Annotated in this window: 21 protein-coding genes; 16 read left to right on the plus strand and 5 right to left on the minus strand. The window is 68.2% G+C overall.

Features of this window, described 5'->3' with window-relative positions; genetic code table 11:
- Positions 1 to 37: 37 nt before the first annotated feature.
- The 15 genes from AC1ZQA_RS00580 (at position 38) to gstA (ending at position 16,968) form a co-directional block, all read left to right on the plus strand.
- The gene (locus tag AC1ZQA_RS00580; protein WP_482677915.1) at positions 38 to 1,993 is read left to right on the plus strand and encodes an AMP-dependent synthetase/ligase; all 1,956 of its coding nucleotides are present in this window, start codon (positions 38 to 40) and stop codon (positions 1,991 to 1,993) included.
- Positions 1,994 to 2,048: 55 nt separating this feature from the next.
- Positions 2,049 to 2,849, plus strand: a complete 801-nt coding sequence (locus AC1ZQA_RS00585; protein WP_482679361.1) for an ABC transporter ATP-binding protein — start codon at positions 2,049 to 2,051, stop codon at positions 2,847 to 2,849.
- A 6-nt stretch (positions 2,850 to 2,855) separates the two neighbouring features.
- Positions 2,856 to 3,752: a branched-chain amino acid ABC transporter permease gene (locus tag AC1ZQA_RS00590; RefSeq protein ID WP_482677916.1), complete on the plus strand. Its 897-nt coding sequence runs from the start codon at positions 2,856 to 2,858 to the stop codon at positions 3,750 to 3,752.
- A 14-nt stretch (positions 3,753 to 3,766) separates the two neighbouring features.
- Positions 3,767 to 4,831 (plus strand): branched-chain amino acid ABC transporter permease, encoded by a 1,065-nt coding sequence (locus AC1ZQA_RS00595; protein ID WP_482677917.1) that lies wholly within the window; start codon positions 3,767 to 3,769, stop codon positions 4,829 to 4,831.
- Positions 4,832 to 4,895: 64 nt separating this feature from the next.
- Complete coding sequence (locus AC1ZQA_RS00600) at positions 4,896 to 6,239, plus strand: ABC transporter substrate-binding protein (protein ID WP_482677918.1); 1,344 nt, start codon at positions 4,896 to 4,898, stop codon at positions 6,237 to 6,239.
- A gap of 64 nt (positions 6,240 to 6,303) precedes the next feature.
- Positions 6,304 to 7,134, plus strand: coding sequence for an ABC transporter ATP-binding protein (locus AC1ZQA_RS00605; protein WP_482677919.1), 831 nt, complete (start codon positions 6,304 to 6,306; stop codon positions 7,132 to 7,134).
- 33 nt (positions 7,135 to 7,167) lie between these two features.
- On the plus strand, positions 7,168 to 8,466 hold the full coding sequence (locus tag AC1ZQA_RS00610) for a phenylacetate--CoA ligase family protein (protein ID WP_482677920.1): 1,299 nt from the start codon (positions 7,168 to 7,170) through the stop codon (positions 8,464 to 8,466).
- A gap of 149 nt (positions 8,467 to 8,615) precedes the next feature.
- Entirely contained in the window at positions 8,616 to 10,151 is a 1,536-nt protein-coding gene (locus AC1ZQA_RS00615) for a thymidine phosphorylase family protein (RefSeq protein WP_482677921.1), read from the plus strand.
- Complete coding sequence (locus AC1ZQA_RS00620; protein ID WP_482677922.1) at positions 10,148 to 11,107, plus strand: ribose-phosphate diphosphokinase; 960 nt, start codon at positions 10,148 to 10,150, stop codon at positions 11,105 to 11,107. Before AC1ZQA_RS00615 ends, AC1ZQA_RS00620 begins: the two co-directional genes overlap by 4 nt.
- Positions 11,104 to 12,507, plus strand: a complete 1,404-nt coding sequence (locus AC1ZQA_RS00625) for an MBL fold metallo-hydrolase (protein ID WP_482677923.1) — start codon at positions 11,104 to 11,106, stop codon at positions 12,505 to 12,507. The genes AC1ZQA_RS00620 and AC1ZQA_RS00625 overlap by 4 nt, the downstream gene beginning before the upstream one ends.
- A 70-nt stretch (positions 12,508 to 12,577) precedes the next feature.
- Complete coding sequence (locus AC1ZQA_RS00630) at positions 12,578 to 13,558, plus strand: aldo/keto reductase (protein WP_482677924.1); 981 nt, start codon at positions 12,578 to 12,580, stop codon at positions 13,556 to 13,558.
- On the plus strand, positions 13,555 to 13,878 hold the full coding sequence (locus tag AC1ZQA_RS00635; RefSeq protein ID WP_482677925.1) for an ATPase with chaperone activity: 324 nt from the start codon (positions 13,555 to 13,557) through the stop codon (positions 13,876 to 13,878). The genes AC1ZQA_RS00630 and AC1ZQA_RS00635 overlap by 4 nt, the downstream gene beginning before the upstream one ends.
- Before the next feature lie 52 nt (positions 13,879 to 13,930).
- Complete coding sequence (locus AC1ZQA_RS00640; RefSeq protein WP_482677926.1) at positions 13,931 to 15,301, plus strand: AmpG family muropeptide MFS transporter; 1,371 nt, start codon at positions 13,931 to 13,933, stop codon at positions 15,299 to 15,301.
- 223 nt (positions 15,302 to 15,524) lie between these two features.
- Positions 15,525 to 16,256, plus strand: coding sequence for a HugZ family pyridoxamine 5'-phosphate oxidase (locus tag AC1ZQA_RS00645; RefSeq protein ID WP_482677927.1), 732 nt, complete (start codon positions 15,525 to 15,527; stop codon positions 16,254 to 16,256).
- Between the two features lie 97 nt (positions 16,257 to 16,353).
- Complete coding sequence (gstA, locus tag AC1ZQA_RS00650) at positions 16,354 to 16,968, plus strand: glutathione transferase GstA (RefSeq protein WP_482677928.1); 615 nt, start codon at positions 16,354 to 16,356, stop codon at positions 16,966 to 16,968.
- On the opposite strand, the gene AC1ZQA_RS00655 is transcribed toward gstA, so the two are convergent.
- On the minus strand, positions 16,969 to 17,565 hold the full coding sequence (locus AC1ZQA_RS00655) for a hypothetical protein (RefSeq protein WP_482677929.1): 597 nt from the start codon (positions 17,563 to 17,565) through the stop codon (positions 16,969 to 16,971).
- Here AC1ZQA_RS00655 and AC1ZQA_RS00660 point away from each other — a divergent pair.
- A complete protein-coding gene (locus AC1ZQA_RS00660; protein WP_482677930.1) occupies positions 17,564 to 18,340 on the plus strand; it encodes a hypothetical protein in 777 nt (258 codons plus the stop codon). The two genes, AC1ZQA_RS00655 and AC1ZQA_RS00660, sit on opposite strands and share 2 nt — an antisense overlap.
- Here AC1ZQA_RS00660 and AC1ZQA_RS00665 read toward each other — a convergent pair.
- From AC1ZQA_RS00665 to AC1ZQA_RS00680, 4 genes are all read right to left on the minus strand, one after another.
- Positions 18,269 to 18,712: a methyltransferase family protein gene (locus AC1ZQA_RS00665; RefSeq protein WP_482677931.1), complete on the minus strand. Its 444-nt coding sequence runs from the start codon at positions 18,710 to 18,712 to the stop codon at positions 18,269 to 18,271. The two genes, AC1ZQA_RS00660 and AC1ZQA_RS00665, sit on opposite strands and share 72 nt — an antisense overlap.
- Before the next feature lie 8 nt (positions 18,713 to 18,720).
- The gene (locus AC1ZQA_RS00670; RefSeq protein WP_482677932.1) at positions 18,721 to 19,509 is read right to left on the minus strand and encodes a gamma-glutamyl-gamma-aminobutyrate hydrolase family protein; all 789 of its coding nucleotides are present in this window, start codon (positions 19,507 to 19,509) and stop codon (positions 18,721 to 18,723) included.
- An 83-nt stretch (positions 19,510 to 19,592) separates the two neighbouring features.
- Positions 19,593 to 23,756, minus strand: a complete 4,164-nt coding sequence (locus AC1ZQA_RS00675) for a translocation/assembly module TamB domain-containing protein (protein WP_482677933.1) — start codon at positions 23,754 to 23,756, stop codon at positions 19,593 to 19,595.
- 11 nt (positions 23,757 to 23,767) lie between these two features.
- Positions 23,768 to 25,654 carry an autotransporter assembly complex protein TamA gene (locus AC1ZQA_RS00680; RefSeq protein ID WP_482677934.1) on the minus strand — a complete coding sequence of 629 codons (1,887 nt, stop codon included), beginning with the start codon at positions 25,652 to 25,654 and terminating at the stop codon, positions 23,768 to 23,770.
- Positions 25,655 to 26,014 lie beyond the last annotated feature (360 nt).

The following is a 26,014-nucleotide window of genomic DNA, read 5'->3' on the forward strand; positions in this document are numbered from 1 at the left end:
TGGAAGATGGCCGGAGCCACTGGCCGCAGGAGGAGACATGGACGCTGTGGATGCTGCACGCACGACCTTTCCCGGCCTGCTGCGCGGTCAGGCGCTGAACAGGCCGCAGGGTATTGCCTGGCGGGAGAAGGACCTCGGCATCTGGCAAGAAATCACCTGGTCTCAGGCCTTGGACTGGGTGCAGCGCTTGGCCGGGGGGCTTGCCGCGTTGGGCGTGACGCGCGGTGACCACATCGTCATCCTGGGAGAGAACCGTCCGCGGCTTTATGCCGTCATGCTGGCGGCGCAGTGCCTGGGTGCGATACCCGCGCCGCTGTATCAGGACGCGGTCTCTGCCGAGCTTGCCTATCCATTGCAGCTGGCAGAAGTGAAGGTTGCGGTGGTCGAAGACGAGGAACAGGTCGACAAGCTGCTTGATCTCCACGACCAGCTGCCCCTGTTGCGCCACATCCTCTATCACGACCCGCGCGGGCTGCGCAAGGTCAAGGCCGACTGTCTGATGGATCTGGACGAGGTCGAGGCAGCAGGGCAGGCCTGGTGGGCGGAACATCCGGGCGGGTTCGACGCCGCAGTGGCCCACGTGCGTGCGGACGACGTGGCTGCGCTGTTCTTCACCTCGGGCACCACCGGGCATCCCAAGGGCGTGGTGCATACCCATGCCAGCCTGATCGATCGCGCCCGCTCCGGCGCCGAGTTCGACCATCTCGGGCCGTCCGAAGAGGTGTTGGCTTATCTGCCCCCCGCGTGGATCGGGCAGAACATCTTTTCCTACGCGCAGCATCTGGTGTGCGGCTATACGGTGAACTGCCCGGAGTCGCAGGCCACCGTGGCAATCGATCTGCACGAAATCGGGCCAACCTACTACTTTGCCCCGCCCCGGGTGTTCGAAGCGCTGCTGACCGATGTGCGTGTGCGCATGGACGATGCGGCTGCGCTCAAGCGCCGTCTGTTCGATGCCTGCGTGGCGTTGGGTCAGCGGGTGCAGGGCGCGCGGGACGCACATCAGCGGCCACGCACAATCGACCGGCTGCTGCTGCCTCTGGCCGAATGGCTGACGCTGGCGCCGCTGCGCAATGTGCTGGGCATGAGCCGCATCCGCGTGGCCTATACCGCGGGCGAGGCCATCGGTCCGGAACTGTTTCGTTTCTTCCGCGGCATCGGCATCAACCTCAAGCAGCTCTATGGTTCGACCGAGACCGCGGTGTTCGTCTGCATGCAGCCCGACGACGGCGTGCGCAGCGACAGCGTGGGGCTGCCGGCACCCGGGGTGGAACTGCGTGTGGCCGAACATGGAGAGATCCTGTTGCGCAGCGCAGGGCTGCTGCGCGGCTACTACAAGAACCCCGAGGCAACCGCCGAGGTGCTCGATGCGCAGGGCTGGTATCGCACCGGCGACGCCGGCTGGCTGGAACCTGACGGGCAGCTTCGCATCATCGATCGTGCCAAGGACGTTTCCGCGCTGGCCGGCGGTGCGCTGTTTGCGCCCAAGCTGATCGAGAACAAGCTCAAGTTCTTCCCAGCGATCAAGGAGGCCGTGGCCTTCGGCGCGGGGCGCGACCATGTGGTGGCGATGATCAACATCGACTTTCCCGCCGTCGGCAGCTGGGCGGAAAAGCGCGGCCTGCCTTACACCGGGTATGCCGATCTCGCCAGCAAGCCCCAGGTCATCGATCTGGTCGCCGACTGCGTGGACAAGGTCAACGCCGATCTCGCAACGGATGCGCACACTGCCTCTTTGCAGATCCACCGCTTTGCCGTGCTGCACAAGGAGCTCGACCCGGATGATGACGAGCTCACCCGGACCCGCAAGGTGCGCCGACGCTTCGTCGCCGAGAAATATGCCAGCCTGATTGCGGCACTGTACGACCCGGCGCAGACCCATCACCTGCTGCGCGTGCAGGTGCGTTTCGACGATGGCCGCACCGGCGCGGTGCAGGCCGATCTGCAGCTGCGCGCAGCACGGCTGCATGCCGCGCTGCGTCCGGCAGCCTGAGACGGAGAGGCGCATGGCCGCATTGTGCGAAGTTCTCACCGATCCGAGCGTCGCTATGCGCGTGGCGGCGAAGACGCAAGACGCACCGCTGCTGCGGCTCGAAGACATCCACCTGCGCTTTGGCGGCATCAACGCGCTGCAGGCAGTGCGCTTCGATGTCCAGCCCGGCGAGATCCGCGCGATCATCGGCCCGAACGGTGCGGGCAAGAGCTCGCTGCTCAATGTGATCAACGGCGTGTATCAGCCGCAGCAGGGGCGCATTGCGTTCAACGGAGATGTGCTGGGGCAAATGCGCCCGGCTCTGGCAGCGCGTCTGGGCATCGCCCGCACCTTCCAGAACCTGGCGCTGTTCTCCGGCATGAGCGTGCTCGACAACATCATGGCTGGGCGCAATCTGCACATGCGCTGTGGCCTGCTCGCGCAGGCGCTTCGCATCGGCCCGGCGTTGCGCGAGGAGATCGCGCACCGTCTGGTGGTCGAACGCATCATCGACTTCCTCGAAATCCAGGCTTGGCGCAAGGTGCCGGTGGGGCGGCTGCCCTACGGGCTGCAAAAACGGGTCGATCTCGGCCGCGCGTTGGCCATGGAGCCCAAGCTGCTGCTGCTCGACGAGCCAATGGCCGGGATGAACCTCGAGGAAAAGGAAGACATGAGCCGTTTCATCCTCGAGGCGCGCGAGGAATTCGGCACCACCATCGTGCTGATCGAACACGACATGGGCGTGGTGATGGATCTGTCGGACCGGGTGGTCGTTCTCGATTATGGCCGCCAGATTGCCGACGACACGCCCGACGCGGTGCGGGCCAACCCCGAGGTGATTCGCGCCTACCTCGGCACCACAACCCAGCAGGGGTGAGACACCATGGGATTCTTCCTCGAGACTGTGATTGCCGGGCTGATGTCCGGCGTGCTGTATGCCTTGATTGCGCTGGGTTTCGTGCTGATCTACAAGGCCTCAGGCGTATTCAATTTCGCGCAGGGCGCCATGGTGCTGTTTGCCGCGCTCGCAATGGCACGGCTGCAGGAGCACATGCCCTGGCCCTTGGCCTTCCTGCTGGCGATGGCCATCATGGTGGTGCTGGCCTGGGCGGTCGAGCGCCTGGTGCTGCGTCACCTGGTGAACCAGGAGGGCGTCACCCTGCTGATGGCCACCCTTGGTGTGGCGTATTTTCTCGAAGGGCTTGGGCAGATGGTCTGGGGGGATGACATCTATCCCATCGATCTGGGTCTGCCAAAACAACCCACACTGGTGCTGCAGCAGTGGATTCCCGGTGGCATCCTGGTGAGCAACGAAGACCTGATCGCGGCTGCCTCGGCCGCCGCATTGGTCGCCCTGCTCACGCTGTTTTTCCAGAAGTCGAGCGTCGGCCGCGCGCTGCGCGCCGTGGCCGACGACCATCAGGCCGCGCAGTCCATCGGCATCCCTCTGTCACGCATGTGGGTGATCGTCTGGTCGATCGCCGGACTGGTCGCACTGGTCACCGGGATGATCTGGGGTTCCAAGCTCGGTGTGCAGTTCTCGCTGTCGCTTATTGCGCTCAAGGGGCTTCCGGTGGTCATCCTCGGCGGTCTGACCTCGGTGCCGGGTGCGATCCTCGGCGGGCTGATCGTCGGCCTGGGGGAAAAGCTCGCCGAGGTCTATCTCGGCCCGACGCTGGGCGGAGGCATCGAGAGCTGGTTCGCCTACCTGCTGGCGCTGGCCGTGCTGTTGATCCGCCCGCAGGGACTGTTCGGCGAGCGCATCATCGACCGCGTCTGAATCGGGGAGCCACCATGTTCTATCGCGAAAACGGGCAGTTCAAAACCAGCTACGCCAGCGACGCGCAAATCTTCCCGATCCGGCAGGACCGCTGGTTCATGCTCGCGCTGCTGCTCGTGGCGTTCGTTGGCGTGCCGCTCGCGGGTTCGGACTACCTGCTGCGCGCGCTGCTGGTGCCTTTTCTCATCCTGGCACTGGCCGCGCTCGGGCTGAACGTGCTGGTGGGCTGGTGCGGGCAGATTTCGCTTGGTACCGGTGCGTTCATGGCCGTCGGCGCGTATGCCGCGTTCAATCTGATGACGCGTCTGCCCGGGATGCCGCTGCTGCTGGCGCTTTTGCTTGCTGGGTTGGTCGCCGCAGTTGTGGGTCTGGTGTTCGGCCTGCCAAGCCTGCGCATCCGCGGGCTTTATCTGGCTGTGGCCACTCTGGCCGCGCAATTTTTCGCAGACTGGGTGTTCGCGCACGTGCCCTGGCTGACCCACGATGCGGCCTCGGGCTCTGTCACCGCCCCGCGGCTGCAGGTCTTCGGCCTAGCGATCGACAGCCCGGTGCGTAAGTATCTGTTCTGCCTTGCCATTCTGTGCGTCATCGCGTTGTTGGTGAAAAACCTGGTACGCGGCCGCAAGGGGCGCGAGTGGATGGCCACGCGCGACATGGACGTGGCCGCCAGCGTGATCGGCATCTCGCCGGTTCGGGCCAAGCTGTCGGCGTTTGCGGTCAGCAGCTTCATCACCGGCATCGCAGGGGCGCTGTGGGCCTTCGTGCACCTGGGTTCATGGGAACCGGCGGCATTCAACATCGACCTGTCGCTCAAGCTGCTGTTCATGATCATCATCGGCGGCCTGGGCACGGTCATGGGCAGTCTGTTCGGCGCGGCGTTCATCGTGCTGCTCCCCATTTTTCTCAACCGGCTGCCTGGTCTGCTTGGGCTGCAGGTCTCGACCAGTCTGGTGTCGCATCTGGAATTCATGACCTTCGGTGTGCTGATCGTGCTGTTTCTGATCGCCGAGCCGCACGGCATGGCGCGGTTGTGGATGACCGCGAAGAACAAGCTGCGGCTTTGGCCGTTCCCGCATTGAGTGTTTTCTGCGGCACATCCGCCGCGCCCTGTCTGATCTCACAACCACGATGAAGGAGACTCTGATGAACCTGCGCAACGCCCTGCTGGGCATGACTGTCGCGGTGATGCTGGTCGGCGCGCTCGCTGCACCAGCCGTGCAAGCGGCTGACAAGGAACAGTTCTTCCCGGTGCTCGTCTACCGCACCGGGCCCTATGGGCCGAACGGAGTGCCCTGGGCCAACGGCTATGTCGACTACCTGAAGATGATCAACGCGCGCGACGGCGGTGTGGGCGGCGTGAAGCTGACTTGGGAGGAGTGCGAGACCGCCTATGCCACCGACCGTGGCGTGGAGTGCTACGAGCGTCTCAAGGGCAAGGGTCCCACGGGCGCGACCGTGGTGCAGCCGCTGTCCACTGGCGTGACCTTCGCGCTGACGGAAAAGGCTCCGAAGGACAAGATCCCGCTGATCACAGCGGGCTACGGCCGTTCGGAGTCGGCAGATGGCGCGGTGTTCAAGTGGAACTTCCCGATGCTCGGCACCTACTGGACTGCGGCCGACATCATCATGCAGACCATCATCAAGCGCGAGGGTGGCGCCGACAAGCTCAAGGGCAAGACCATCGCGCTGGTCTATCACGACTCGCCATATGGCAAGGAGCCGATCGCGATGCTGGAGATGCGTGCCAAGCTGCACGGCTTCAAGTTCGTCAAGCTGCCGGTCACGCATCCCGGTGTGGAGCAGAAGGCCACCTGGCTGCAGGTGCGGCGCGAACGCCCTGACTATGTGTTGCTGTGGGGCTGGGGCGTGATGAACGCCACCGCGCTGAAGGAAGCAGTGGCAACTGCGTATCCGCTGGATCGCATGTATGGGGTGTGGTGGTCGGGCGCCGAGCCGGATGTCAAGGACGTGGGCACGGCAGCCAAGGGCTACAACGCGCTGGCGATGCAGTACGGCGCGGGCATCGGCAAGGTGCAGCAGGACATTTTGAAATACGTCTACGACAAGAATCAGGGCACCGGTGCACGCGAACTGGTGGGCCAGGTGCTCTACAACCGCGGCCTGTATTCGGCGATGCTCGCGGTCGAGGGCGTGCGTCGGGCGCAGGAGCAATACGGCAAGAAGCCGATGACCGGCGAGCAGGTGCGCTGGGGGCTGGAGAACCTGAACCTCAATGACGCTGCGCTCAAGCGGCTGGGCATCGAGGGTCAGCTGCGTCCATTGCGCACCACCTGCGAAGATCACATGGGATCGAGCTGGGCGCGACTGCAGACCTGGGATGGCAGCAAGTGGGTGATGCAGGACACTTGGTACGACGCGGACATGCAGATCATCAAGCCAATGGTGCGCGATGCGGCGGCCAAATACGCCAAGGAGCACAACATTCCCGCGCGAGACTGCGCGAAGGAAATGACCTCGGGCTCCTGATCCACCCGGGCCGGTCGGCGCAGATGCGGATCGGCCCCATCCCGCTTTCCCGATTCGACCGACCATGAACGCCCTGTCTACCCCGCAGTCCGCCTCGCCCTTGCTCGACGTGCAGGGCATCGAGGTAATCTACAACCATGTCATCCTCGTGCTCAAGGGCGTGTCCATCCATGTGGACAAGGGGCGCATCGTCGCGCTGCTGGGCGGAAACGGCGCGGGCAAGACCACCACGCTGCGCGCGGTGTCCTGCCTGCTGAGTGCCGAGCGTGGCGAGGTCACCAAGGGCAGCATCCACTACCAGGGCCATCGTATCGACCGGCTGGACGCTCCGTCCCTGGTGCGTCAGGGAGTGGTCCAGGTGATGGAGGGGCGCCACTGCTTTGCCCACTTGAGCATCGAGGACAACCTGCTTGCCGGGGCTTACAGCCGTCGGGATGGCAAGGCGGCGGTGCGCGACGCGCTCGACAAGGTTTATGCCTACTTCCCGCGCCTGAAGGAGAGGCGCCGCAGCCAGGCGGCCTATACCTCGGGCGGCGAGCAGCAGATGTGCGCGATCGGCCGGGCGCTGATGGCCGATCCTCGGCTCATCCTGCTCGACGAGCCCTCGATGGGGCTGGCGCCGCAGGTGGTCGACGAGGTGTTTTCCATCGTGCGCGAGCTCAACCAGCGTGAGGGCACTACTTTCCTGCTCGCCGAGCAGAACACCGCGATGGCGTTGCGCTACGCCGATCATGGCTACATCCTCGAGAACGGCCGCGTGGTGCTCGACGGTACAGCCAGTCATCTTGCTGCAAACGACGACGTGCGCGAGTTCTATCTCGGTCTGGCCGATCGCGGGCAGAAATCTTTCCGCGACGTGCGCAGCTATCGCCGTCGCAAACGTTGGCTCAGCTGAACCGTGCCGTGTTTTCCTTACTCCGACTCCACCATGACCGCCCTGCCCGACGATACGCCGTTTGATGCGCTCGAAACGCGCCCCCCGGAGCAACGCGAGGCCGCATTCTGGGAGGCGCTGCGCGACGTTGCCGCGTACGCGAAGGCGCATTCCCCTGCATGGGCGCAGCGTCTGCGCGGTATCGATCCGCGCGAACTCACCGACCCGGCGGCGCTGGTGCGCATTCCTGTGTTGCGCAAGGGCGAACTGCTTGAACTGCAGCGTGCAAGTCGCGCGCGCGGCGACGATGTGTTCGGTGGTCATGCCACCATTGGATGGACGACGCGTGCGCCGCACATCAGAACCGCAGCGCGGGTCTTCAGCTCACCTGGGCCGATCTACGAACCGCAGGGTCATGACGTGGACTACTGGCGCATGGCGCGCGCGCTGCATGCTGCGGGTTTGCGCCCTGGCGAGTTGCTGCACAACAGCTTCGCGTACCACTTCACCCCAGCGGGGGCGATGCTTGAAGGCGCCGCGCAACGTCTCGGTTGCGCCGTGTTTCCCGCCGGCGTGGGGCAGACCGAGCTGCAGGTCCAGGCCTTGGCCGACCTTGGCGCGCATTGCTATGCCGGCACGCCTTCGTTTCTCGGCATTTTGATCGAGCGCGCACAGTCGCTGGGGGTGGATTTGCCGCAGCTTCGCAAGGCGCTGGTCTCGGGCGAGGCACTCGGCAAGGACCTGCTGGCGCGGCTGGACGCGCTGGGCATCAGCGCGCTGCAGTGCTATGCCTCTGCAGATGTCGGCCTGATTGCCTATGAAACCCGTGCACGTGACGGTCTGTTTGTCGACGAGTCGGTGCGGGTCGACATCGTCGGACCGGACGATCAGCCCGTGCCCGATGGCGAGATCGGCGAAGTGGTGGTGACCGTGCTCAACCCCGACTACCCTTTGATGCGCTTTGGCACCGGCGACCTGTCGGCCATCATCCCCGTGTCGCGCCATACGCCCTCGCCCTGCGGTCGTACTCAGGTGCGCATTCGCGGCTGGCTGGGGCGCGCGGATCAGGCGACCAAGGTGCGGGGGCTGTTCGTCCACCCGCAGCAGGTGCATGACATCCTGCGCCGCCACCCGCAACTGCAGCGCGCGCGGCTGCAGGTGTCGCAGCGCAATGGCGAAGATCACATGGAACTGCTCTGCGCCTCGCAAGACGTCTCGGCTGAGCTGGCGCAGGCAGTACAGCAGACTGTGCGCGACCTGACCAAGCTGCGCGCCGAGGTGAGCTGGCATCCGGTCGAGTCCTGGCCGCCAGACGCGCGCATCATCACCGATCTACGTCAGCCGCTGGCTTGACGCAGATCATCCCCGCCCGACAAATCTTGCCCCGGGGTTTGCCGGGGCTTGCCTGCGGCGCCCTGGCGCACTAGCCTGCGTTGAAACGGCTGGCCGCGGGTCTGTCTGCGGCGGTCGCAACAACCACAACGCACATTCCCCGATCTGCCATGCAGGAAGCCGCGCACACTCCAGACCGATCGGATGCCGCTGCGCTGCGCCCGGTGCGGCTGGGGATCGACACCCACCACGAGCCGGTGGTGGTGCTGCGCGCCGATTCTCCGGTGTGCCGGGCCGAGGGCTTCGAGGCGCATGCGCGGGTCGAGGTCATCGCCCCGCAGCACAGCATCATCGCCACGCTCAACATCCTGGTGACCGGTGAGCTGCTCGGGCCCGACGAAGCGGGGCTGTCGGAATCGGCCTGGCGGCGCCTGAACCCGGCAGAGGGCGAGCGGCTGCGGTTCCGTTACGCCCCGCCCAGCGACAGCATGAGCCATGTGCGGGCGAAGATCTACGGCCAGCACCTGAGCGAAAGCCAGCTCGACGCCATCATTGCCGACGTGGTCGCCGGGCGGCTGTCGAATGTGGAGCTCAGCGCTTTTCTCGTGGCCTGCGCCGGCGGGCGGATGAACGCGGCCGAGGTCACCGCGCTGACCCGCGCGATGGTGCAAAGCGGGCGGCGCATGAGCTGGTCGCACCCGGTGGTGGTGGACAAGCACTGCATCGGCGGTCTGCCGGGCAACCGCACCACGCCCATCGTCGTCCCTATCGTCGCCAGTCTGGGGCTGGTCATGCCCAAGACCAGTTCGCGCGCGATCACCTCGCCTGCGGGCACGGCCGACACGGTGGAGACCATCACGCGGGTCGATCTCAGCCTGGACGAGATGCGCCGCGTGGTCGATGCCGAGGGCGGCTGCATGACCTGGGGCGGGGCGATGAACATGAGCCCGGCCGACGATCTGCTCATCCGCGTGGAGCGCACGCTCGACCTCGACAGCGAAGGCCAGCTGGTCGCCTCGGTGCTGTCGAAAAAGCTCGCCGCCGGTTCCACCCACGTGGTGATCGACATCCCCACCGGCCCGACCGCCAAGGTGCGCAACCAGGTCGAGGCGCAGTCGCTGCTGCACGCGCTGCAGCGCACCGCGCATGCCATCGGTCTGAAGCTGCACGGCCTGATCAGCGACGGCAGCCAGCCGGTGGGCCGTGGCGTCGGGCCAGCGCTCGAGGCGCACGATGTGCTGGCCGTGCTGCAGAACCAGCCGCACGCGCCCGACGACCTGCGTCAGCGCGCGCTGCAGGTGGCCGCCGCGGTGGTCGAGCTCGGCGGGCTGGCCGCAGGGCAGGCGGCGTTCGGCCTGGCCGCCGCCGCGCTGGCCGATGGCCGTGCCTGGAACAAGTTCCAGGCGATCTGCCGCGCGCAGGGCGGGTTGCGCGAGCCGGGGCGCGCGCCCTACACCCATCCCGTCGTCGCGGCGCAGTCCGGGCGCGTGGCGCGCATCGACAACCGCCTGCTGGCGCGCGCGGCCAAGCTCGCCGGCGCGCCGCATGCCAAAACCGCAGGGCTGTGGCTGGGAGTGCATGTGGGCGAACGGGTCGAGCGCGGCGCGCCGCTGTTCGTGCTGCACGCCGAGTCGCAGGGCGAGCTGGCGTATGCGCTCGATTTCGTCGCGCGCCATCCGCCCATCGTGCATCTGGAGGAACGATGACCGGCCCGCTGCTGCTCTACCCCTTTCCTGGCAACGCCGCGCGCGCAGCCGCCATCGCGCAGGCGCTGCAGGGCCGCGCCGATGTGCGCGTGATGTCCTGCACGGTGCACGCCTTCCCCGATGGCGAGAGCCTGGTGCAGGTGGCGCCGCCCCCGCCGGGCAGCCAGGCGGTGCTGGTCTGCAGCCTGAACCAGCCCGATGCCCGCACCGTGTCGCTGCTGATGGCCGCGGGCACGCTGCGCGAGCTCGGCGCGCTGCAGGTCGGGCTGGTGGCGCCGTATCTGGCCTACATGCGGCAGGACATCCGCTTTGCGCCGGGGCAGGCGGTGTCGGCGCGGTTGTACGCCCGGCTGCTGTCGGCGCATTTCGACTGGATGCTCACGGTCGATCCGCACCTGCACCGCATCCACGACCTGTCCGAGATCTACAACCTGCGCAGCCGCGTGCTGCACGCCGCGCCGCGCCTGGCGCAGTGGATCGCGGCGCACGTCCCCAACCCGCTGGTCGTCGGCCCCGACGGCGAGAGCGCGCAATGGGCGGCCGACGTGGCCGCGCGCGCCGCCGCGCCCGTGGTCGTGGTGCAGAAAACCCGGCTGGGCGACACCGACGTGCGCTCGACCCTCCCCGACCTGCACCTGCACCCGGGCCGCACGCCGGTGCTGATCGACGACATCATCAGCACCGGCCGCACCCTGGTCGCCGCGCTCGACCATCTGCGCGCCGCAGGCAGCCCGCCGCCGGTGTGCGTCGCGGTGCACGGCCTGTTTGTCGCCGACGCGCTCGATGCAATCCGCGCCGCGGGCGCCGCGCGCATCGCGGTGACCAATACCGTGGATGACGTGGCCGCGCCCGGTGTGGACACCATCGCGCTCGACGCCGATCTGGCGCAGGGTGTGCTCGACCTGTGCGCCGCGGGATGCACCCAGACCGCCTCAAGTGAAGGACTCCCGTCATGATTCGACTCTCCTGCCACGGTGCCGCCAAGCAGGTCACCGGTTCCTGCCACCTGATCGAAACCGACTCGGCCCGCGTGCTCATCGACTGCGGGCTGTTCCAGGGCGGGCACGAGCTGGCCGAGGAAAACGCGCAGGACTTCGGCTTCGACGCCAGCAAGATCGACGTGCTGCTGCTCACCCATGCCCACCTCGACCATTGCGGCCGCATTCCCCTTCTGGTGAAGCGCGGGTTTCGTGGCCGCATCATCAGCACCGCGCCGACGCGCGAGCTCGCCCGGCTGGTGCTCACCGACGCCGCCGGGCTGCAGGAAGAAGAAGCCCGCCGCGCCGAACGCCATGCCCACCACCGTGGCGATGACCAGCCGCCGCAGCCGCTCTACACCCTGGCGGACGCCTTTCACAGCATGGATTTTTTCGACGGCACGGCCAGCTATGGGCAGCCGATGCAGGTGGCCGCAGGGGTTCGCGCCACCTTCCTGAACGCCGGGCACATCCTCGGCTCGGCCTCGATCTTCCTCGAACTGCACGACGGCGGCAGGACGCACACCGTCTATTTCTCCGGCGACATCGGCAACCCGGGCCGACCGCTGCTCGACGATCCGCAGGCCCCGCCCGCTCCGCCCGAATATGTGGTGATGGAAACCACCTATGGCGACCGCGACCACCGTCCCTGGGCTGCCTCAGTCGACGAATTGATCGACGCCATCTCTGCCACCCACGCACGCGGCGGCAATGTGGTCATTCCGACCTTCGCGCTGGAGCGCGCGCAGGAGGTGCTCTACGCCCTGTCGGTGGGCATGGAGCAGGGCAGCCTGCCGCGCCATCTCACCGCGTTTCTCGACTCGCCGATGGCAATTTCGGCCACCGAGATTTTCACCCGCTACCCCGAGGCGCTGCGCGCCGAATTCCACGCCCGGCTGCAGACCAACGATCCGTTTGCGCTGCCGGGGCTGCGCATGACCCGCGATGCCTCCGAGTCGATGGCGATCAACACCATCCGCGGCGGCGCGGTCATCATGGCGGGTTCCGGCATGGCCACCGGCGGACGGGTGCGCCATCATCTGCGCCACAACCTGTGGAACGCGGCGGCCAGCATCATCTTCGTCGGCTACGCCGCCGGGGGCACGCTCGCCCGCCTGATCATCGACGGCGCCAAGCATGTGCGGCTGTTCGACGAGGACATCCAGGTGCGCGCGCAGATCCACACCATCAACGGCTTTTCCGCCCATGCCGGGCAAAGCGAACTGCTGGCCTGGCTGGCCCGGTGCGGGTCGCCGCGCAAGGTGTTTCTGGTCCACGGCGACAACGACCGCGGCATGAAGGCCTTCAGCGAACAGCTGCAGCAGCGGCGCATCCCCTGGCAGATTCCGGGCGCGGGCGAACCCATTCTGCTGCGCTGAGGTGCAGGTGGGCGCCAGCCGTGCTGCAATGGCGCCACGCGCCACAGGGCGCACGCCAAAGGAGACTCGCATGGAATTCACCCGACTCGGCCACACCGGCCTGGAGGTCTCGCGCATCTGCCTGGGTTGCATGACCTACGGCGCACCCGAGCGCGGCAACCATCCCTGGACCCTGGACGAGGCCGCCAGCCGCCCACTGATCCGTCAAGCCATCGAGCTGGGGATCAATTTTTTCGATACCGCCAATTCCTATTCCGACGGCACCTCGGAGGAAATCCTCGGCCGCGTGCTGCGCGAGTGCACCCGCCGCGAGGAAATCGTCGTGGCGACCAAGGTGCGGTTTCCGTCGCGGCAGGCGCCGAACATCGGCGGTCTGTCGCGCAAGGCCATCCTGTTCGAGATCGACGCCAGCCTGAAGCGGCTGGGCATGGACTATGTCGATCTCTACCAGATCCACCGCTGGGATCCGCACACCCCGATCGAGGAAACCATGGAGGCGCTGCACGACGTGGTCAAGGCGGGCAAGGCACGCTACATCGGCGCGTCCAGCATGTTCGCCTGGCAGTTTGCCAAGGCGCAGCAGGTCGCGCAGCAGCATGGCTGGACGCGCTTTGTCAGCATGCAGCCCGAGCTCAGCCTGCTCTACCGCGAGGAGGAGCGCGAGATGCTGCCGCTGTGCCGCGACCAGGGCGTGGCGGTGCTGCCGTGGAGCCCGCTGGCACGCGGACGGCTGGCGAGGCCCTGGGGTGAGCACACCCCGCGCATCGCCACCGATGTATTCGGCGCAAAGCTGTTTGCGCGCACCGAGCAGAACGACCGCGAAGTGGCACAGGCGCTGGGCACGCTGGCGCAGCAGCGCGGCCTGCCGCTGGCGCAACTGGCGCTGGCCTGGGTGCTGGGCACCCCGGGCGTGGCCGCGCCGATCATCGGCGCGTCCCGGCCGCAGCATCTCACCGACGCCGTCGCCGCGCTGTCGGTCAAGCTCGGCGCCGACGAGCGCGCGACGCTGGAGGCGCCGTATCAGCCGCATCCCGTGGTCGGGTTCGAATGATGGCGGGCGACTCGCAGCTCGTCGTGCCGCCGTCGTTCATCGCACTGTTTCTGGAGCCGCACCGCACCCGCCCCACGCAGTCGCGCGAGGTCATCACCGCGCGGTATGAATTCTGCGAAGACCTCGCCACCCTGCTGACCGAGCACGCCGCAGACATCCAGTCCAGCCTGCACGTCACCGAGGACGATGTGCTGCAGCGGGTGTATCGCGGCCTGCGCGGACCGGACTCCGGCGTGGACGCGAAGGAGGCACAGTGGGTGGTCAACCGCCTGGCCGAGTTGCTCGGCTGGCCGCTGCCGGGAGACATGCCGCCGGACTGAAAAAGTCCGGGCTTGGGTATCCTGCGCCCTTGCTGATCGCCTTCCTCGCCCGATGTCCGCTCCCGCAGATTCCATCAACGTCAAGCCGCCCGCCGTCTCGGCCTGGGCGGTGTTCGGCAACCGCCGCATCGCGGCAGTCTTGCTGCTCGGGTTTTCGTCCGGCCTGCCGCTGGCGCTCACCGCAGGCACGCTGCAGGCCTGGCTGACGGTGGAAGGGCTGAGCCTGAAGGCCATCGGCTTCGCCACCCTGGTCGGCCAGGCGTATGTGTTCAAGTTCCTGTGGTCGCCGGCGATGGACCGGTTCACCGTGCCGCTGTGGGGCCGCTGGCTGGGGCGGCGGCGCGGCTGGCTGCTGCTGGCGCAGCTGTTGCTGGCGGCCGCGCTGGGCATGATGGCCGCCGTCGGCGTGCCCGGTCCGGATCAGGCCGCCGCCTGGCCGGGCCTGGTGCATGCCGCCGAGCGCCTGGGGGTGGATGCGGCCAGCGCCCGCGCGGTGCCGCTACTGCTGCTGGCGGTGGGGGTGGCGTTCTTTTCGGCGTCGCAGGACATCGTGATCGACGCTTACCGCACCGATGTGCTGCCGGCCGAGGAACGCAGCGCGGGCGCTGCGGTGCTGGTGCTGGGCTACCGTCTGGCGATGATCGTCTCGGGCGGTCTGGCGCTGTGGCTGGCCACCGATGTCACCGGCTGGCGCGGGGTGTACGCGCTGATGGCCGCGCTGATGCTGCTGCTGACCGCAGCCACGCTGTGGGCGCCGCGCCCGCCTGTGCATGCCACGCCGCCGCGCACCCTGCGCGATGCGGTGGCCCTGCCGCTGCAGGAGTTTTTCAGCCGCAAGGGCGCGTGGATGCTGCTGCTGGCCATCGTGTTCTACAAGCTCGGCGATGCGTTTGCCGGCGCGCTGTCCACCACGTTCCTGATCCGTGGCGTAGGCTTCAGCCCCGCCGAGGTCGGGCTGATGAACAAGAGCATGGGGCTGGCGGCAACCCTCGTCGGCGCGCTGCTGGGCGGGGCGCTGCAGGCGCGTCTGGGGCTGTGGCGCGCGCTGCTGCTGTTCGGCGTGCTGCAGGGCGTCTCCAATCTGGCGTACTGGGTGCTGGCGGTCTCGCCCAAGAGCCTGGTGCTGATGGGCGGGGCCGTGGGCATCGAGAACCTCACCGGCGGCATGGGCACGGCGGCCTTCGTCGCGCTGCTCTCGGCGCTGTGCGACGTACGATTCTCGGCCACGCAGTTCGCGCTGCTGTCGGCGCTGTCGGCGGTGGGGCGGGTGTATGTCGGCCCGGCGACCGGCTATCTGGTCGACGCGATGGGTTGGCCTGCGTTCTACCTGTTCACCGTGGCCGCTGCCGTGCCCGGCGTGGTGCTGATCTACTGGCTGCGCGAGGCCATCATGGCCCGCGACGTCGCCGACCCGCAGGGCTGAGCATCCTTCAGAACCTGTTAAGCCGCGCCTGCTCGAATGTTCAAGACAACGCTGAACAAGTCCCTTGCGCGCTGCGCATCCGGTCTGCGGGCGGTCTGCGGCGTTGCACATCCTCGCCATAGCTTCGGCTATGGCTGCGGTGTGCGCCTTGCATCCCATCCCGCACACCGGCGCGCATCATCACAAGGACTTTTTCAGTGTTGCCTTAACGGAGGAATCCCACATGGCTGATACCGAACATGCTCTGGCGCTGGGCAAGGAAGCCCGGCAATTCGTGCGCGCCCATCGAAACGGCGTGCTGTCCACCCTGTCCAAACGGCTGGATGGTTTTCCCTTCGGCTCGGTGTCGCCGTATGTGCTCGATCACGACGGCAACCCGGTCATCCTGATCTCGACGCTCGCCGAGCACACCAAGAACATCGACGCCGACCCGCGGGTCAGCCTGATCGTCCATCCCTGCGCCGAGGACATGCAGGCCGCAGGCCGCGTGACCCTGGTCGGCCGCGCCGAGCGCCTGCCCGACAAAACCGCATTCGGCGCGCGCTACCTGCGCTATCTGCCGCAGGCCGAGGGCTATTTCGCGATGCACGACTTTCACTTCTACCGCATCGTGGTCGAAGACGTGCGCTACATCGGCGGCTTTGGCAAGATTCACTGGATCCGCCCCGAGCGCTACGCCCCGCCGCCCGCGCCGCTGCTGGCCGCAGCCGAGGACGACATCCTCGCGCACATGAACGCCGACCATGCGCACAACCTGCGCGCCTACTGCCGCCATGTGCATGGCGTGGACGTGCTGGACGCGTCGATGATCGGCATCGACTGCGACGGTTTCGATGTGCGCGCCGACGGCCATGTGCTGCGCGTCGACTTCCCCGCCGAGGTGCGCGACCCCGAGTCCGCCCGCGCCGCGCTGGTCGAGCTCGCACGCCAGGCGCGCGCCGCCGCGCCAGCCTGAACCGGAATCCGCCTGCACAAAACCGCGCCGCGGCCTACGATGGCGTCTCACACAACGCTGCTGTCATGACTGCGGCACACTCCCTGGAGACCCTGAAATGAAGCTTTACTTCAGCCCCGGCGCCTGCTCGCTGTCCCCGCATATCGTGCTGCACGAACTCGGCATGCCGCACGATGTGGTTCTGGTCGATCTCAAGAGCAAGCAGACCAGCGACGGGCGCGACTTCCGCACCATCAACCCCAAGGGCTACGTGCCCGCGCTGGAGCTCGACGACGGCACCATCCTCACCGAAGGCCCGGCCATCGTGCAATATCTTGCCGACCGCAAGCCCGAGCTGCACCTCGCTCCGGCCAATGGCACCGTGGCGCGCTACCAGTTGCAGGAGTGGCTGAACTTCATTTCCACCGAGCTGCACAAGCAGTTCAGCCCGCTGTTCAACCCGGCCAGCAGCGCCGACCTGATTGCCGCGCAGAAGGCCCGTCTGGCCGAGCGCTTTGCGCTGGTCGCGCAGACCCTGGACAAGCAGGACGACCTGCTGCCCAGCGGCTTCAGCGTGGCCGATGCCTACCTCTACACCGTGATGACCTGGGCGGCGTATGTCGGTGTGGATCTGTCGCCCTGGCCTGCGCTGGCGCGCTACAAGGCCCGCATGGAAGCCCGCCCCGGCGTGGCCGCGACGCTGGCCGCAGAGCGCGAGGCGAAAAAGGGCTGATCAGAACAACGGCCCGAAAACCGCCCAGACCCCGGACAGGATGGTCGGCACGGCGAGCACGATGTTCACCGTGGACAGCAGCCGGATCCGGCCGGCCTGGGCGCAGGCAGCATCCCAGTTGCTGTGCAGCACCGCGGATCGCATGCGCAGGAAGGGCACGAAAAAGATGTACAGCGCCAGCAGCACCATGGCGCTGCCGAGCACCACCATCACCCATTGCGCCGCACTCAGCGCGCCGAAGCCGCCGCGCAGGAACACCATGCCATAGCCGGTGATCACCAGCGCCGCGCCCGCGCCCCAGATCGCGGCGAAAAAGTTGCGAAACAGCACGTCGAGCAGCTGTGCCCGCGGCTGCGCCTGCGCGATCACGCGCCGCAGCGCCGGGGCCAGAAACCCGTCCATGAACACGATGCCGCCGATCCACAGCACCACGGCGAGGATGTGGATGAATTGCGCAAGGGAGTTCCAGTTCATGATGTGCGGCGGCGTGGAGAGGGTGACCTGATTGCAGCAGAAATGCGTGATGTGTGGCTTGACCTGTCTCAGTGCGTACCACTTGGCCTGCTCGCGCGACGCATTCGGCCACAATGCGCGCATGTCGCGCCCGTTTCTTTCCATTTCGCCACGTCTGCGGTCTGCCGCCGCGCTGCTCGGCACCATGCTGTGCTGGCTGGCGCAATACGGCAGCAGCCAGTCTGTGGCCGGTCAGGTGGCGCCCCTGTTCCAGGCGGCCATTGCGGCAGCCTGGGCCATGTTGCTGCTGTGGCTGTGGTCACGCTGGCGCGGCACGGCGCTGTTTGCACAAGGGGCGTCGCTGCTGCCCGCGCTGTGGGGCGGAGTGCTGTTCACCTTGCAGTGGGGATGCCTGTATCTCGCGGTGGATCGTCAGGCGCTGTGGCGGGTCGCGATCGATTTTGCGCTGCTGGCGTTGCTCGCGCTGCAGGTGGGGCGCCGAAAGCAGGCGCGCGCGTCAAGGCTCTGGCTGCTCGGGGCAATCTGTGCGCTGCTGCTGGGCGCGTGGGAGTGGACGGCAGGGCAGGGCGGCGCGTGGCTGCTGGCCCTGGTGGCCGCAGGCAGCTTTGCGCTCGGATTGCGCCAGACCGGCTGCGCCCACATGGCGCCGCAGGACTTGATGCGCTGGCGCTTCTATCAGCTCTGCGTCGCCGCGCTGTTGCTGCCGCTGGTGGCCGTGGCGTTCAGCCCGAGCTGGAATTTTCTGCCCGGCAATCGCGCGCTGCTGGCCATGCTGCTGCAGGCGGTGTGCGGCGGGCTGGGGTTTGCCTTCCTGCTGGCCCGCGCGCTACCACATCCCGGGGATGAAGCGCCGCGTGACCCGCATGTAGTCCGCGTAATCCGGCCAGACGCCGCGTAACAGGCGCTCCTCCATCGCCGCCTTGAAGTTCAGCACCACGCACAGCGCAACCCACAAGCCCCAATGCACCGGGCTGTGCGCCGCTGCGGCCACACCGGCCATGAACAGCATCAGCGCGACATACATCGGGTGCCGCACCCAGCGGTAGGGCCCGGTGGTCACCAGATGCGCCCCCTTGCGCGGCTCTGGAACGATGTTGAAGTTGCCCGGCCGGTTGTGCCAGAACACCCACAGAACCAGCGCCGATCCGGCCAGCAGCAGCGCATACGACGGCCCGTTGCGCGCCCAATGCGGCGCCGGCCAGACGATCATCAGCCCGATCAGCCCGAACTGCGCGGCCACCCACAGGCGGGAGAGGGTATGGGTCTGCATGGCCCGCATCACCACCGCCGCTTGCGCACATGGCGCAGGAATTCGTCGAGGATGGGGGTGCAGTCGAGCAGCTCGGGGTTGGACGGGTGGTGGAACTCGGGGTGCCACTGCACGCCGAGCAGAAAGTTGCGGCCGGTGCCGCGGATGGCTTCGGGCAGGCCGTCTTCGGGGCTGATCGCGTCGACCACCAGATCGCGGCCCAGGGTGCGCACCGCCTGATGGTGCACTGAGACGATGTGGAGCGTGGCGGGGTCGACCTCGGGATAGAGCCGCGCCAGCAGCCCGCCCTCGATGAAGCGCACCGGATGGAAGTGACGGTCGTAGCTGTCGCTCAGGTGCTGCACCGGGCTGGGTTTTTGCGTCGGCAGATCCTGGTAGAGCGTGCCGCCCATCGCGACATTGATCAGCTGCGCGCCGCGGCAGATGCCGAGCACCGGCTTGCGTACCTCGATGAATTCGTGCAGCAGCTCCATTTCATAGCCGTCACGCATCGGGTCGCCGGCCCATTCGGGCTTGAGCGGCTCCTCGCCGTAGCTGTTCGGGCTCATGTCGGCGCCGCCCTGCAGGATCAGGCCGTCGAGCGCGTCGGCATAGTCGGACAGGCGAATATTGCTGCGCACCAGCCCGCTGCCGGTGGCCACGGTGGGCACCATGAACACCAGCACATCGCGCGACATGGCCCAGTGCGCCACCGACTGCTCCAGGTATTGCAACGTTTTGCTGCGCAGTCCGGCCTGCCCCGGCTGGGGGTGGTCGATGCGCGCGGAAATGCCGATTTTCAGGGGTTTGGTCGCCATGATGGGGGCTCAGATGGAAGGCGGTCGGCCCATGATAGGGTGCATCGCAACCCGCTGAGGCGGCGGTGTTTTCGGCCTGAGGTTCAACGAAACGTGAAGGTGTAGAACAGGTCCACCGCGTTTTCGGTGCCGGTCTGGGTCTGCACCGAAAGCCGCCTGGTGAGCTGGTACTGGATGGTGAAAATGCTCGACACCCCGTCCAGCCCGCGCGAAAAACTCACCAGAGTGTTGGACGACAGGCGCTTGCTGAGCGTCACGATCGTGCCCTGCAGCCCGTTGCCGCTGGTGCTGCCGTTGGTGCCGCCGTTGGTGCTGCTGGCGGCGCTTTGCACGCTGATGCTGTCCAGCCCGACCGCGCGCGCCAGCCGGGTCTGCAGCGGCAGGCCGTCGCTCGGGCCCATCAGCGCGGCAGCGGCGGTCTGCAGCAGGCCGATGTCTGCGGCGCCGACCTGGTCGAGCGGCTGGCCCAGCACCAGCCACGACAGGATTTCGGTGTCGGGCATCGCCGGGGTCGCGCTGAGCTTGACCACGGGCTGGCGCGCGCTGCCGGTGACCGTCACACCCACGCTGATGCCGGTGGGCAGGTTGGGCCGGGTCGCGGTGATGTTGATGCCGGGGTTGTCCAGCGGGCCGGCGAAGTTGATCCGGCCCTGCGTGACCTGCAGCTGCTGGCCGTACGCGGTGTACTCGCCCTTGACCAGTTCGATGCTGCCGGTGGCCGTGGGCGGCGCGCCGTCGTCCGCGCGCACGCGCACGCTGCCGCCAAGCATCGCGTCCAGCCCCTGGCCGTAGAGATGAAAGTCGGCGCCGAGGTGGAAGGTGCCATCGAAGCGCACCGCGCGCGGCATGGCCGCCGCGCTCTGCGCGGGCGGTGCGGCGCGGCCTTGGATCACCACGTCGCTGCTGAGCGTCGGGCCGCTGCTGCGCGGCAGCAAGATGTCGGCGCGATCGGCGGTGAGGTCGGTGGTGATCGCCAGCACCTTGTCGGCCAGCACGGCCTGCGCGCTGCCGCTGAGCACCAGCTGGCGGTCGGGGCGGTTGAGCGCCTGCAGCCGGGTCGCCCGCAGATCGAGCGTGGCGCGGGGAAGGCCGTTCTGCAGCCGCACGCTGCCGGTGGCGGTGAGCAGTCCGCTGCCGCCGTGGAGTTCGAGCTGGTCGAGCTGCAGCCGGTCGCCGCTGAAATGCGCGCGCAGCGTGCCGTCTTTCAGATCGACCCCTTGCGCGGCCCAGGCCAGACGCAGCGCGCGGCCGGTGAGCGTGCCGCTGAACTGTGGATCCGCCACCGTGCCGCGGCCCTGTACCGCAAGCTGCAGCCGGCCTTCGGCGCGGTAATCGAAGCCGATCAGCGGCGCGGCCCAGGCCAGGCTGGGCATGTCGGCGCCGGCGTCGAGCACGAGCGGCGCGTTGCCCGCCACACCCCAGAGGCCGTCGCGCTGCGACAGCGCCAGTTCGCCGCTGGCCTGTGCGGTGCCGATCGCGGTCTGCAGCACGACCTGGGCGCGCACGCGGCTGTCCTTGGCGGTGAGGTCGAGCACCAGCTGGCCGATATCGAGCGGCAAAAAGCCGCCGCGCGACCGCGATCCGCCAAGGGTCGCGGTGCACTGCGGTGCGACGGTCACGCTGCCCACCTGCGGCGGCGGTGCGGCGAGCTGCAGCGCAATATCGCCGCTGTCGCGCTGCAGGTGCAGGCGGCCATTGACCTGCGCGCCAGCGTCGAGGGCCCAGTCGCCCGACAGCACCAGGGTGTTGCGTACCCTGGCCGGGGTGATGCCCGCCAGCGCCAGCAGGTCGGCGGTGTTCACGGCTTGCAGCTTGCCTTGCGTGCGCAGCTGGCCCGGGGCGATGTCCAGGTCGGCCAGGTCGATGCGCCCGGCCTGCAGCGTGAACATCGCGCGTTGCAGCTGCAGCCGCAGCGGGCTGAACGCCAGATCGAGTGCTGCCGGGGCCTGCAGGTGCAGCGCCGCGCTGCCGCGGTTGTCCAAAGCGGTGATGCTGCCGCGCCAGCGCTGCTGCGCGCCCAGCCAGCCGCCCTCGGCGCGCAGCCGCAGGTCGATCGGCACCGCAGGCGCGCTTGCCGCGCCGCTGCGCTGCCACCGGCCTTGCGCGTCCAGCGCCAGGGTGTGGTGTGCGCGGGTGCCGTCGATCTGCAGTGTGGCATCAGCCAGCTTCTGGCCATCGGCCTGCAGGTTCTGCAGCCGGGTGGAGAGCTGCAACTGGCCGCTGAGTCCGGCGCTGGTCCGCGCCTGCGCCTGCAGCGCGCCCAGTCGCACCGTCTGCTCGCCCTGCGTCCATTGCACGCCGTCGAGGATCAGACTGACGGCCCCGGCCAGACGGTCGAGCAGCGCGGCGATCTGCGGCGCGCCGGGGTGCGCTGGCGCAGCCCCGGTGTCGAAGTGCCCCTCGGCAACCAGGCGGTGCAGCGCGAGCCGCTGCGCCCAGCGCACGTCGTCGGCCTGCAGCGCAAGCTGGCCGGACGGTGCCTGCAAGCCGCCCAGCAGTGTGCCCTGCGCCTGCAGCCGGCCGGCAAGCGCGGGGTCGATCTGCGCCAGCGCGGGCGCGGCCAGCGTCCACCGCAGGGTGTCGCGCGGCAGGCCGAACGCGCCCTGCGCGCTGAGCTGGTTGTCGCCCAGCCGCAGCGCGGCGTCCACGTCCCACAGCCGCTGCGCGGAGAGCGCCAGCCGGGCGTGGCCGGTGAAGGTGTGGCCGCGCCAGATGCTGCGGTCGACCTGCAGCGCGAGCTGTGCGCTGCGCTGCTGCACGCTGCCGCGGGCAGTGAGGTCGGCATCGAGCGTGGCGGCGGGGTAGTTGCCAAACTGCGCCGGGTTGAACTGCCGCAGCCGGGCGCGCAGGTCGAAGGGCTGCGCGCCCGCGGTGGACAGGTTGCCGCTGGCGTCCAGCCGACCGCCGAGCGCGGCAAGCGTCAGCCGGTCGATGCGCACGCTGTCGCCCGCGCGCGCTGCGCTCAGATGCAGATCCCAGCCGGGCTGCGTCAGCGTAATCTGCGCGCGCTGCTGCTGCGCGGAGGCGTCGAGCGAAATCGGCCCCGACAGCCGGGTGGCGGCGAGCTGGGTGTCGATCGCGCGGGCGTTCAGGCTGCTCGCCTGCAGCCGCGCCTGCAGCATGGACGCGTTCCAGGCGAGCGTGCCGCGCAGCTGCCCGCCCGCGCCGAGGTCGATCAGCAGATCGTCTGCGCTGGCATGCTCGGCATCACCCGAAAGCCTTGCCTGCACGCTGCGCAAGGGCAGGCGCTGCTGGTCGATCGCGCCGGGAAGGCGGTTGCGCAGCGCGATCTGACCCTGCAGCCGCTGCGCGCTCGACGGCCCGAGGTCGAGCTGCACGTCGAGCGCGGCGCGCGGCAGCGCGGGGTCGAACGCGGCGGGGTCGAGTGCGGTCGTGGTCAGCCGCGCGCGCGCCAGCGGCGTGGGGTCGAACGGGGTCAGACGGGCTTGCAGTTGCACGCTGGCGGCGGCCATGCGCAGGGTGCCGTCGAGCACGAGATCGCGCAGCGTGCCGCTGGCGCGCAGCAGCGCGGCATCGTGCGCGGCCGCCTTGCCCGGCAGGCCGAGATGCGTGGCGGCAAGCGTGGCGTGCAGCGCAAACGGCGCAGCGTCTGCCACGGTGGCGTGCAACTGCGCCCGCGCCCACGGGGTGACGGCAGCCAGTTGCGCGGTCCACTGGCGGCGGGCGTAACGCAGCGCGCCGTTCAGACTGCCGACATCCCGCAGCTTGCTCGGCGGGCCAACGCGCAGCGCGCCGATGGCGATGCGGTCGATCGAGACGTCCAGCGGCAGGCGCAGGCTGGCAGGCAGTTGCAGCGGCCCGGCAGCCGGCGCGGGGTGGGTCTGCTGCAGATCGACGCGCTGCGCGCTCAAGCGCTCGATCGCCAGTTGCCGCCGCCACAGTGCGGACGGCGTCCAGCGCAGTTGTGCGTCGGTCAAGGTGAGCGTGTCGCTCGGGGTGACGATCTGCAGCTGGCCGATGCGCAGTGCGCTCCACAGGCTGCCGCGCACATCGCGGGCGACGAGCTGCGTCGTGCCGATTTGCAGCGGGGTGCGAGATGCCAGCCATTGCACACCCGCCGCGCTGCCCAGCCAGGCGAGCGCACCTGCGGCGGCGAGCAGCAGCGCCAGCGCTGCGGCGCATGCCCAGCCGATCAGCCGCAGCCAGCGGCGTTTGCCGCGCGTCGGGCTGTGGTCGTCGCCACCCGGCGGGGTGGGCTGCGAGGCAGTGTCGTGCTGCGCTGACATCTGCGGCTCCATCAGAACGACAGCCCCGCGTTGAAATCCAGCCGGTAGGCGTGCACTGCCTGGCCGTACGCCAGGTCGATCGACACCAGACCGACCGGGCTGCGCCAGCGCACGCCGACGCCATAGCCGCGCACCGGCTTGAGCGCGCTCCAGGTGTCTGCGGCGTTGCCCGCGTCATAGAACACCGCGCCGCCCCACTGCCGGGTGAACCAGTGGTCATACTCGGCGCTGGCGGTGAACAGATAGCGCCCGCCGACGATCGCGCCGCCCTGCTGCAGTCCCAGGCTTTGGTAGGCGTAGCCGCGCACCGAGTTCGCCCCGCCGGCGCGGAACAGAAAATTCTGCGGAATGCCGCTGGCGCCGTTGGCCAGCACCGCCCCGGCCTCGGCACGGAAGATCAGCTGGTTGCTGCGATCGAGCGGCACATACCCCAGGCCGCGGGCATACAGCCGGATGAAGTTGGCGCTGGACAGCAGCGCCCGGCTGGCGCCGCCGAGCTGCAGGTTGATCAGCGTGCCACGGCTGGGGTAGAGCACGCTGTTGACATCGCGCCGGGTCCAGCTGGTGTTCAGGCTGAGCGCATGCACCTCGCTGGATGCCGCACCCTGCGGCACCAGGCTCTCGGCCTGATACTGCAGCGCCAGCACAGTGTCGATGTTGCCGCGGGTGCGCGCGCGCTGCGCGGTGAGGCTGGTGTTGCGCGTGACCAGGCCGGAGATGTCGGTGCGGTCCTGCGACAGGCCGATGCTGTCGTCGAATCCCTGCGCGGTGCGCGGAAACGCCAGCTGCACGTTGCCGCTTTGCTCACGGGTCTGCAGCTTGACGCTGCTCGACAAGCGCCAGGCACGGCCAAGAAAGTTCAGGTCGCGCCAGTCGGCCTGCACCCGCTGGCCGGTGTCGCTGCTCACCCCCACGCCGAAGCCGAGCTTCTGCGAGGGGTTCTCGCTCACCTGCACGTCCACCGGCACCACATCGCCCTGCGCCCGGCGCAGATCGGCGTCGACCAGGGCGTTGCGGAAATACGGGCTGTTCTGCAACGCGGCCTGGTAGTCGAGCAGTGCGGACTGCGAATAGGGCTGGCCCGGCCGCATCGGCGCCAGGCGCTCGACGATGCTGGCCGGATAGCGCTGCAGCCCGGTGATCTTCAGCCCGCCGAACACATACGGCGCGCCGGTTTCCAGCCGCACGTCGAGCTGCGCCTGCTGGGTGGCCGGATCGATGCTGGCGCGGCTGTCCACCAGCCGCGCGCCGGGCCAGCGTCCGGACAGCAGCATCGAGAGCGCCTTCGATTTGGCCGCCTCCCAGTCCGCATCGCGGAACACCGCGCCCGGCTTGAGCGCCCAGGCGCGCGACAGCCGCGCGGTGAGCGCGGCATCGGGCTGGCCGTCGGGGCTGTCCACCTGCAGATCAACCGACTGCACCCGGGTCGGCGCGCCGGGCTGCACGTGCAGCACCACCTGGATCGGCGCGCCGTCCGGGCAATCGATCTGCACCGCGATCTGCGGCGAAAAATACCCTTGCGTGGCCAGCAGCCGCTGCGCCTGCGCCGGCGCTTCCTCGGCCAGACGCTCGATCTGGTCGCGCGGCAGGTCGGGAAAGTTGCGCCAACGCAACAGATCGAGATTGGCACTCAGCAGGTCCTGCAGGTCCTTCGGCGCATCGATTTCCACGTTGTAGAGCGGCTTTTCCGCAGGCGTGACGGAGGCGGGCGGGGTCGACGCGGCCGCCTCTGCCGCGTTCGCAGTCAGCGGCAGAACCAGCAGATTGCCGGCGCCCAGCACGCTGGCGCAGACCAGGGCGCGCCACACGCCGTGCAAGGCGTTGACCCCGCCAGTTCGGTCAGCTGGTGCAGGGTTGGCGGCTTCGGCGCGCCTCGTTTCGGCTGGTGATCCATGCATGGTGCCATTATTCATGCCGGTCCGCTGGTCTGTTTTCCCGGAATGGACGGCCAGTTGCTGCCGTCATGCGTCTCCGGGACATGCTGGGGACGCGCAACCCGGCATCGGCCCGAATCGGCAGGCTTTACACACCCTCATGCCGGCGCAGGGCGGACGCCCGGGACAATCGAGCACACGATTTGCGCAGGATCGATTCACGGCACGAACTTTGTAAAGCGCCGATCACACTACTTGCGTGTTTCTTGCCATGACGTGATGATTTGCACAGTATTGATAGAGGGTGTTGCGCTTGCTTGTTTTTTGCGCTTGTTTCGGTGTCAGCGCGAAACTCCTGTTGCGTTCCGATCGTTCCTTGCTCAA

The organism is Thiomonas sp. DCM-2, assembly GCF_056820905.1.

What these genes read in the sequence shown, in the direction of transcription:
- AC1ZQA_RS00580 (WP_482677915.1), top strand. Translation starts at nt 38, where the DNA reads ATGGACGCTGTGGATGCTGCACGCACGACCTTTCCCGGCCTGCTGCGC.
- AC1ZQA_RS00585 (WP_482679361.1), top strand. Translation starts at nt 2,049, where the DNA reads ATGCGCGTGGCGGCGAAGACGCAAGACGCACCGCTGCTGCGGCTCGAA.
- AC1ZQA_RS00590 (WP_482677916.1), top strand. Translation starts at nt 2,856, where the DNA reads ATGGGATTCTTCCTCGAGACTGTGATTGCCGGGCTGATGTCCGGCGTG.
- AC1ZQA_RS00595 (WP_482677917.1), top strand. Translation starts at nt 3,767, where the DNA reads ATGTTCTATCGCGAAAACGGGCAGTTCAAAACCAGCTACGCCAGCGAC.
- AC1ZQA_RS00600 (WP_482677918.1), top strand. Translation starts at nt 4,896, where the DNA reads ATGAACCTGCGCAACGCCCTGCTGGGCATGACTGTCGCGGTGATGCTG.
- AC1ZQA_RS00605 (WP_482677919.1), top strand. Translation starts at nt 6,304, where the DNA reads ATGAACGCCCTGTCTACCCCGCAGTCCGCCTCGCCCTTGCTCGACGTG.
- AC1ZQA_RS00610 (WP_482677920.1), top strand. Translation starts at nt 7,168, where the DNA reads ATGACCGCCCTGCCCGACGATACGCCGTTTGATGCGCTCGAAACGCGC.
- AC1ZQA_RS00615 (WP_482677921.1), top strand. Translation starts at nt 8,616, where the DNA reads ATGCAGGAAGCCGCGCACACTCCAGACCGATCGGATGCCGCTGCGCTG.
- AC1ZQA_RS00620 (WP_482677922.1), top strand. Translation starts at nt 10,148, where the DNA reads ATGACCGGCCCGCTGCTGCTCTACCCCTTTCCTGGCAACGCCGCGCGC.
- AC1ZQA_RS00625 (WP_482677923.1), top strand. Translation starts at nt 11,104, where the DNA reads ATGATTCGACTCTCCTGCCACGGTGCCGCCAAGCAGGTCACCGGTTCC.
- AC1ZQA_RS00630 (WP_482677924.1), top strand. Translation starts at nt 12,578, where the DNA reads ATGGAATTCACCCGACTCGGCCACACCGGCCTGGAGGTCTCGCGCATC.
- AC1ZQA_RS00635 (WP_482677925.1), top strand. Translation starts at nt 13,555, where the DNA reads ATGATGGCGGGCGACTCGCAGCTCGTCGTGCCGCCGTCGTTCATCGCA.
- AC1ZQA_RS00640 (WP_482677926.1), top strand. Translation starts at nt 13,931, where the DNA reads ATGTCCGCTCCCGCAGATTCCATCAACGTCAAGCCGCCCGCCGTCTCG.
- AC1ZQA_RS00645 (WP_482677927.1), top strand. Translation starts at nt 15,525, where the DNA reads ATGGCTGATACCGAACATGCTCTGGCGCTGGGCAAGGAAGCCCGGCAA.
- gstA (WP_482677928.1), top strand. Translation starts at nt 16,354, where the DNA reads ATGAAGCTTTACTTCAGCCCCGGCGCCTGCTCGCTGTCCCCGCATATC.
- AC1ZQA_RS00660 (WP_482677930.1), top strand. Translation starts at nt 17,564, where the DNA reads ATGTCGCGCCCGTTTCTTTCCATTTCGCCACGTCTGCGGTCTGCCGCC.
- AC1ZQA_RS00655 (WP_482677929.1), bottom strand. Translation starts at nt 17,565, where the DNA reads ATGCGCGCATTGTGGCCGAATGCGTCGCGCGAGCAGGCCAAGTGGTAC.
- AC1ZQA_RS00665 (WP_482677931.1), bottom strand. Translation starts at nt 18,712, where the DNA reads ATGCAGACCCATACCCTCTCCCGCCTGTGGGTGGCCGCGCAGTTCGGG.
- AC1ZQA_RS00670 (WP_482677932.1), bottom strand. Translation starts at nt 19,509, where the DNA reads ATGGCGACCAAACCCCTGAAAATCGGCATTTCCGCGCGCATCGACCAC.
- AC1ZQA_RS00675 (WP_482677933.1), bottom strand. Translation starts at nt 23,756, where the DNA reads ATGTCAGCGCAGCACGACACTGCCTCGCAGCCCACCCCGCCGGGTGGC.
- AC1ZQA_RS00680 (WP_482677934.1), bottom strand. Translation starts at nt 25,654, where the DNA reads ATGCATGGATCACCAGCCGAAACGAGGCGCGCCGAAGCCGCCAACCCT.